General features: G+C 68.6%; 8 protein-coding genes. 5 read left to right on the forward strand and 3 right to left on the reverse strand.

Annotated features, from left to right (window positions below; all coding sequences use genetic code 11):
* The 5 genes from QZ433_RS05865 to QZ433_RS05885 all read left to right on the forward strand — a co-directional run.
* Positions 1-1,151, forward strand: a 1,151-nt coding sequence (locus tag QZ433_RS05865) for a TNT domain-containing protein (protein ID WP_295780680.1), incomplete at its 5' end; no start/stop codon positions are given.
* A 2-nt stretch (positions 1,152-1,153) separates the two neighbouring features.
* Positions 1,154-1,501, forward strand: coding sequence for a hypothetical protein (locus QZ433_RS05870; RefSeq protein WP_295780682.1), 348 nt, complete (start codon positions 1,154-1,156; stop codon positions 1,499-1,501).
* Between the two features lie 231 nt (positions 1,502-1,732).
* Complete coding sequence (locus QZ433_RS05875; protein ID WP_295780684.1) at positions 1,733-1,957, forward strand: SseB family protein; 225 nt, start codon at positions 1,733-1,735, stop codon at positions 1,955-1,957.
* Positions 1,958-1,971: 14 nt separating this feature from the next.
* Positions 1,972-2,343 (forward strand): hypothetical protein, encoded by a 372-nt coding sequence (locus QZ433_RS05880; RefSeq protein WP_295780686.1) that lies wholly within the window; start codon positions 1,972-1,974, stop codon positions 2,341-2,343.
* A gap of 324 nt (positions 2,344-2,667) precedes the next feature.
* Positions 2,668-3,006, forward strand: coding sequence for a hypothetical protein (locus tag QZ433_RS05885; RefSeq protein WP_295780689.1), 339 nt, complete (start codon positions 2,668-2,670; stop codon positions 3,004-3,006).
* 683 nt (positions 3,007-3,689) lie between these two features.
* On the opposite strand, the gene hemL is transcribed toward QZ433_RS05885, so the two are convergent.
* The 3 genes from hemL to QZ433_RS05900 all read right to left on the reverse strand — a co-directional run.
* Positions 3,690-5,030 (reverse strand): glutamate-1-semialdehyde 2,1-aminomutase, encoded by a 1,341-nt coding sequence (hemL, locus tag QZ433_RS05890; protein ID WP_295780691.1) that lies wholly within the window; start codon positions 5,028-5,030, stop codon positions 3,690-3,692.
* A gap of 103 nt (positions 5,031-5,133) precedes the next feature.
* Positions 5,134-6,117 carry a porphobilinogen synthase gene (gene hemB / locus QZ433_RS05895; RefSeq protein ID WP_295780693.1) on the reverse strand — a complete coding sequence of 328 codons (984 nt, stop codon included), beginning with the start codon at positions 6,115-6,117 and terminating at the stop codon, positions 5,134-5,136.
* Positions 6,114-6,377, reverse strand: a 264-nt coding sequence (locus QZ433_RS05900; protein WP_295780695.1) for a uroporphyrinogen-III synthase, incomplete at its 5' end; no start/stop codon positions are given. The genes hemB and QZ433_RS05900, both read right to left, overlap by 4 nt.

A 6,377-nucleotide genomic window follows, 5' to 3' on the forward strand; every position in this document is an offset into this window, starting at 1 on the left:
TCGGCTGGCTGATCGATCATTTCGAGCCGATCAAGGGCTGGTTCAACGACCTCACCGGCGACGCCGGTGCGGTGATGGGGTTCGCGCAGACCTGGACCAACGTCCAGACCCAGCTGGATGCGTCCGCGGACTTCCTGGACCGCGTCGTCACCGACCTCGACGACATGGCCGGTGAGGCGATCGAGGCGTACCGCCGGTTCCAGACCGACGCCGCCGCGCACATCCGCGCCTCGGGTCAGTGGGCGGGGGCGATGGCCACCGGGCTGCAGATCGCTTCGACGATCGTGCAGGTCGTTCACGACCTGGTGCGCGACATCCTGTCGCAGCTGGTCGGGTCGGCGATCTCGTGGGCGACGCAGGCCGTGGTCACGGTGGGCTTCGCCACGCCGTGGATCATCACGCAGGTCTCCACCCGCGTCGCCAGCTGGACCGCGAAGATCAGCAGCAAGCTCACCGGACTGCTGCGCTCGTGCGGCAAGCTCGGCGACCTGCTGACAGAGCTGCGGGCGCTGATGGACAAAGGAGCCGGACTGCTCGGAAGCGTGCCGCGGCGCGCACCCCGCGGCACCCCTCGCGCCGACGCCCCTTCCGCGCACCCGCGTGAGCCGACCACCCCGCTTCCAGATCCACCTCCGGTCGCTCGGAACCCGTCGGATCACCTCGGGCCCTCGGAGGTGACGGATGCCACCCCAGGGCATGCGAACATCCCCGACTCCTACCAGCGATTCGGCGATCTTTCCGAGTCAGAGTTCGTTGAGAAATACTGGAACCCCGACAGCGTCAACTACGACAAATCGACCGGCGGATGGCGCTATCCACCGGACGATGGCTTCGACCTATCGGCGGGGAAGACTCCAAAAGAAGTGAACCTCCCCGAGGGGTACGTCATGGATCGCTACGGCGAGCCCTACGGTCGGTACACTTCGCCCGCCGGTACACCGTTCCCAGAGCGTGCGATTCCGCCCGACTCAGTGGGGCAGCCCTACTTCCAATACCGTGTGACCAAACCCTTCGACGAAGAATCCGGGATGCCGCGCGCCGGCCAAATCGCGCCTTGGTTCGAACAACCAGGTGGGGGCGTCCAATACCACCTTCCCAAGCCTGTTCAATGGCTTGAGGAACACGGGTACCTCACGAAAGTCGAGAACTGAGCATGCAAGACCTGACCTTCGAGCAGCTGTGCGGTGTGCTCCGTGAGGAGTTCGGCTCCGCCCCCGTCTCGAGTCCCCAGCACCCACGGGTGGGCGACGGCGATCCCGTGACGGGCGACCTCATCCTTCGCGAGGACGGGCCGTCCGTGTTCGTCGTGGGTGCGCAGGATCGAGGACAGTGGTCGGAACTCGCGCGATTCCCCTCCGAATCCGAGGCGTGCGCTTTCATCCTCGATCAGGTGCGAAAGAATCACCGTCCAGGGGTTCACCTGACTCCTGCAGAGAAGGCAGAATCCGAACGCATCACTCGCGACTTCGACGAAGAGTTGCGGCGCACTCTGGGACTCTGACGGAGGCGCTGGAATCAACGCGAGAGGCGTTCTCTCCTATCGACTCCCTCTCGTTTCGGCTACGCCGCCCAGCGGATCGAGGAGACTTCTGATGGCCTCAGTGCTCGAGACAGCAATCGCCCGAGCGCGATCGGGCCAGCTCACCATGCAGTCGGCGCTCTGGACGTTCGCGGCGAGTAGGCTCTCCGTTCCGGAGCGGATCCGGGAGAGACGTTCACAGACTTTCAGCCCGTGCTGTTCCCGAAAGACGACCACTCGATGATGGCTGTCTTCACATCCCCTCAGGAGGCCGAGCGCGTCGCCCACCTTGCGCCGTTCGTCGTCGCCATGTCGGGGAGCCAGCTGCTGTTGCATTGCCCGGCAACGCAGGACCTCGTCGTCAACCCCGGTTCGAATCTCGGGTTCGACATCGAGCCGGCGGGGATTGCTAAGTTCCGAACCGAACGTGTGCCGTGAACGAACGAGATGGAATGGCACCGGGTCTGACACCGGAAGAGCAAGAGAAGACGATGCGGAATCTCGAGCAGATGATGCGCCGCCAGGCCTCCGGGCAATACCGCGATCCGCCAGCGATCGCCGGGAAGGCAGAGTCGATGCTCCCCGGGATTTCTCGGGTGAGGAGCGCTGATGGGGATCCCGTACCCTTCCCGGATGGATTCGCCGACGATGTCGAGCCGTCACGCGGTGTGGACCGCGCACGTCGACGCGGAACTGCCGAGCGTTCTGGGACGGTGACGACGGAGGATTTCGACGAAATAGCTCCCGGGCTGTCCGCTGAAGATCGAGCGAAATCTCAAGCCGCCATGGACAACTTGCGCCGCCGCCAGGCGGAAGGTGACTAGAGGAGCCGGCCGAGCATTCCAGAAAAAGCCGACAGCATGCTTCCGGGCATCGTCGTCACGCGGCGGGCGCCCGGTCCCGCCGAACCCGCCAGAGCGAGGGCCATGGATTACGAGCATCTGCAGTCACGCATCTGGGCGAAACGCCCTCCTCCTCCGCCGCGGATGAACGGGAGGCGCTGGCGAGCGGCGACCGACAGCGTGCGCGGATGGAGCAGCGACTTCGCGAGTGGAAGTCCGCCGACGAAGGGACGGCGAGTTGAGGTTGTCTGTCCGCATGTCCAGGCGGTCATGATGCGCCCGTTCTTCTCCCACGGACGTGACTCCGTGGAGCCGAGACCGCTCGGGTGCCCCGCGTGCCTCGACCTGGCGATGCGCGAGGCTCAGCCCACCCTCCTCGTCACAACGTCACCGGACGATTCCCTCTACCGCTGCGACTACTGCCAGATGTGGTGGACCGGCAACAGCAGGTTCAGACACCCCACCACGGCCGATGCCGCGCAGGCCCGTTTCCCCGAGAAGCGAATAACGTTCTCGCCGGCGGTCGACGATGCGCAGCTGAGTGAGGCGATCGTGCTCTTCACCGGTTGGGGCGCAACGCCGGAACCGGTCGACGACATCACCCGTGTCGAGGCTCGGTTCCCGAAGGAGTTCCCCGCCCTCTAGCCGGTACTGGCCGCTTTCGTACGCGGGTCCGCGTCGCTCGTGTTCCACGAGGTCGCGCCTGCCGACGATGGGCTTCTCGGTCGCGTCCGAGCGCGTCCGGGGCTGATCATGCCCCGCCTCTCCGACGACGCGCTGGACGCTCTCACGTGGCGCTGGCCCTTCGTGGTGCCGCAACCTCCCCGTTCTCGACCTCTCGCAAGGACCCATGACCCTCGACACCGCCCTCACCGCCTACATCTGGGCCGACGACTCCGCCATCCCCGGCCGGCATCCCGAGGCCGTCCCCGATCGAGCCCTTCGCACCCACGTCGAGGGCCTGATCGACCGGATGGATGCCGTCACCCCGGCGACGACGCGACAGACCTGGCCGCGTGGGCTGACCGCACCGTCCGCGCGCTCGTTGCGTAGCGCGATGACGTGGGCGAAGCCGGCATCCGGGCACTCTCCGCTCTCCTCAGCTGGACGTGGCGCTGATCTCAGACCTGACCACGCGGGCACGGCTGCCACGTCGCGCGACGGCGCCGAGGTGCCATCGACATCGGCCACCACGCCACGAGTCTCGAGAACAGCGGCGAGAAGGTGGACGGCGCGGGGCGTGCGGGGAGCATGACTCCAGCCTTCCGGCCGCACCTGCCCCGCGCATCATCGCGAAGGACGAAACGTATCCATCGCGAGGAGGATCCCTACTGCGCGAGCAGCGTCGGATCCAGCGCCTCCGCCGCCGCCTTCGCGGCCACCGGCAGGGCATCGAGCACGCGGTCGAGAGCGACGTCGTCGTGGGCGGCGGTGAGGAACCACGCCTCGAACACGCTCGGGGGCAGCGAGACACCGGCATCCAGCATCGCGTGGAAGAACGGGGCGTACCGGTACGACTGCTGCGTGAGGGCCGTGGCGTAGTCGCGGGGCACCTCGGGCAGGAAGGCGACGCCGAACAGAGACCCCGCGCGCGGCACGGCGTGCACCACGCCCTCGGCGGTCAGGGCTTCGTCGAGCGCGTCGGCGATGCGGGCGGCCGACGCGTCGACCGCGGCGTACACCTCGGGCGTCGCCAAACGCAGCGTCGCCAGTCCCGCAGCCACCGAGAGCGGGTTCCCCGACAGCGTGCCGGCCTGGTACACCGGGCCGAGCGGCGCGAGGTGGTCCATGATCTCGGCGCGGCCGGCGAGGGCCGCGAGCGGCATCCCTCCGCCGATGACCTTGCCGTACGTGAGGATGTCGGGGAGGTACCGCTCGCCCTGCGAGGCCTGCAGGCCCCAGAAACCGGCGGGGTGCACGCGGAACCCGGTGAGCACCTCGTCCATGATGAGCAGCGACCCGTTGGCGTGGGCGATGTCGGAGAGCGCGGCGTTGAAGCCGGGCAGCGGCGGCACCACGCCCATGTTCGCCGACGCCGCCTCGACGATGATCGCGGCGATGTTCTCGCCGTGGACGGCGAAGACCTCGCGCACCGCGTCGAGGTCGTTGTACGGCAGCACGAGCGTCTGCGCGGCGATCGGCGCGGGAACGCCCGCCGAGCCGGGCAAGGCGAGGGTCGCGACGCCGGAGCCGGCGGCGGCCAGCAGGCCGTCGGAGTGGCCGTGGTAGTGCCCCGCGAACTTGATGAGCAGGTCGCGACCGGTGACGCCGCGCGCGAGACGGATCGCCGTCATGGTCGCCTCGGTGCCGGTCGAGACCAGACGCACCTTCTCGATCGGCTTCAGGTCGCCCACCTGCACGCGCTGCGCGACGAGGTCGGCGAGCTCCACCTCGGCCCCCGTGGGCGCACCGAAGGACAGACCCCGGGATGCCGCCGACTGCACCGCTCCGACCACCTCGGGGTGCGCGTGGCCGAGCAGCGCCGGTCCCCACGAGGCGACCAGGTCGACGTACTCGCGGCCCGCGGCATCCGTGATCCGGGGTCCCGAGGCGGACTGGACGAACCGCGGCGTCCCGCCGACGGAACCGTACGCGCGGACGGGCGAGTTCACGCCGCCCGGGATGACGTCCTTGGCGCGGGCGAACCACTGGTCGTTGAGATCGGTCATGGCATCCATTCTTCCGGGCGCCCCTGCGTGAGGGGTCGAAAAGTGTCGCTTCGGCGCCGTCCAGGCGACAGAAAGTGACCCCTCACGCGTGAGAGGAGACAGGTTACAGCTCGGCGCGGAGCCAGCGGGCGGCCTCGAGGGCCCAGTACGTCAGGATCGCGTCGGCGCCGGCGCGACGGATGCCGAGCAGGCTCTCGAGGATCGCGCCGCGGCGGTCGATCCAGCCGTGGGCCGCGGCCGCCTCGACCATCGCGTACTCGCCCGACACCTGGTACGCCCACACCGGCACGTCCACCGATGCGCGAACGTCGGCGAGCACATCGAGGTACGGCAGCGCCGGCTTGACCATGACGACGTCGGCGCCCTCTTCGACGTCGAGCAGCGCTTCGCGCACACCCTCGCGTCCGTTGCCGGGGTCGAGCTGGTACGAGCGACGGTCGCCCTTCAGCTGCGAGTCGACCGCCTCGCGGAAGGGACCGTAGAAGGCCCCGGCGTACTTCGCGGAGTACGCGAGGATCAGCGTGTCGGTGAAGCCCTCGACATCCAGCGCCTCGCGTACCGCACCCACCTGGCCGTCCATCATGCCCGACAGGCCCAGCATCGCCGAGCCCGCACGAGCCTGCGCGAGGCCCATGGCCGTGTAGCGCTCGAGGGTCGCGTCGTTGTCGACACTGCCGTCGGCCTGCAGGACTCCGCAGTGCCCGTGGTCGGTGAACTCGTCGAGGCACAGATCGGTCTGCACGACCAGGGCGTCGCCGACCTCGGCGACGACCGCCTCGGTGGCGCGATTCAGGATGCCGTTCGGGTCGTCGGCTCCCGACCCCACCGCATCGCGCACCTCCGGCACGCCGAAGAGCATGACGCCGCCGATGCGCTGCTCGGCCGCCTCGGCGACGGCGCGGCGCAGCGAGTCCATCGAGTGCTGCACGATCCCCGGCATCGACCCGATCGGGCTCGGCTCGCTGATGCCCTCGCGCACGAACATCGGCAGGACGAGCTGCGAGGGCACGAGGTGCGTCTCGCGAGCGAGACGACGGACGGCGGAGGTGCGGCGCAGGCGCCGCGGGCGGTGCTCGGGAAAGCTCATGGGGTCGATTCGTCGAGGGAGAGGGGGAAGCGGGCGACCGCGTCGATGAGGGAGTCGACGGTCTGGGTGTCGGCCACGACGTCGACGCCGAGTCCGGCGCGTTTGGCGTCTTTCGCGGTGCGCGGGCCGATGGCGGCGATGACGGTGGATGCCGGGATCTCGGGGAACTGCTCCACCACCTGCTCGGCGACCGAACCGCTGGTCACGAGGATGGCGTTGATCCGACCCGAGTGCACGTCGGCGGCGATCTTCTCGGTCAC

It is taken from the genome of uncultured Microbacterium sp. (assembly GCF_913776565.1).
Classification (GTDB): Bacteria; Actinomycetota; Actinomycetes; order Actinomycetales; family Microbacteriaceae; genus Microbacterium.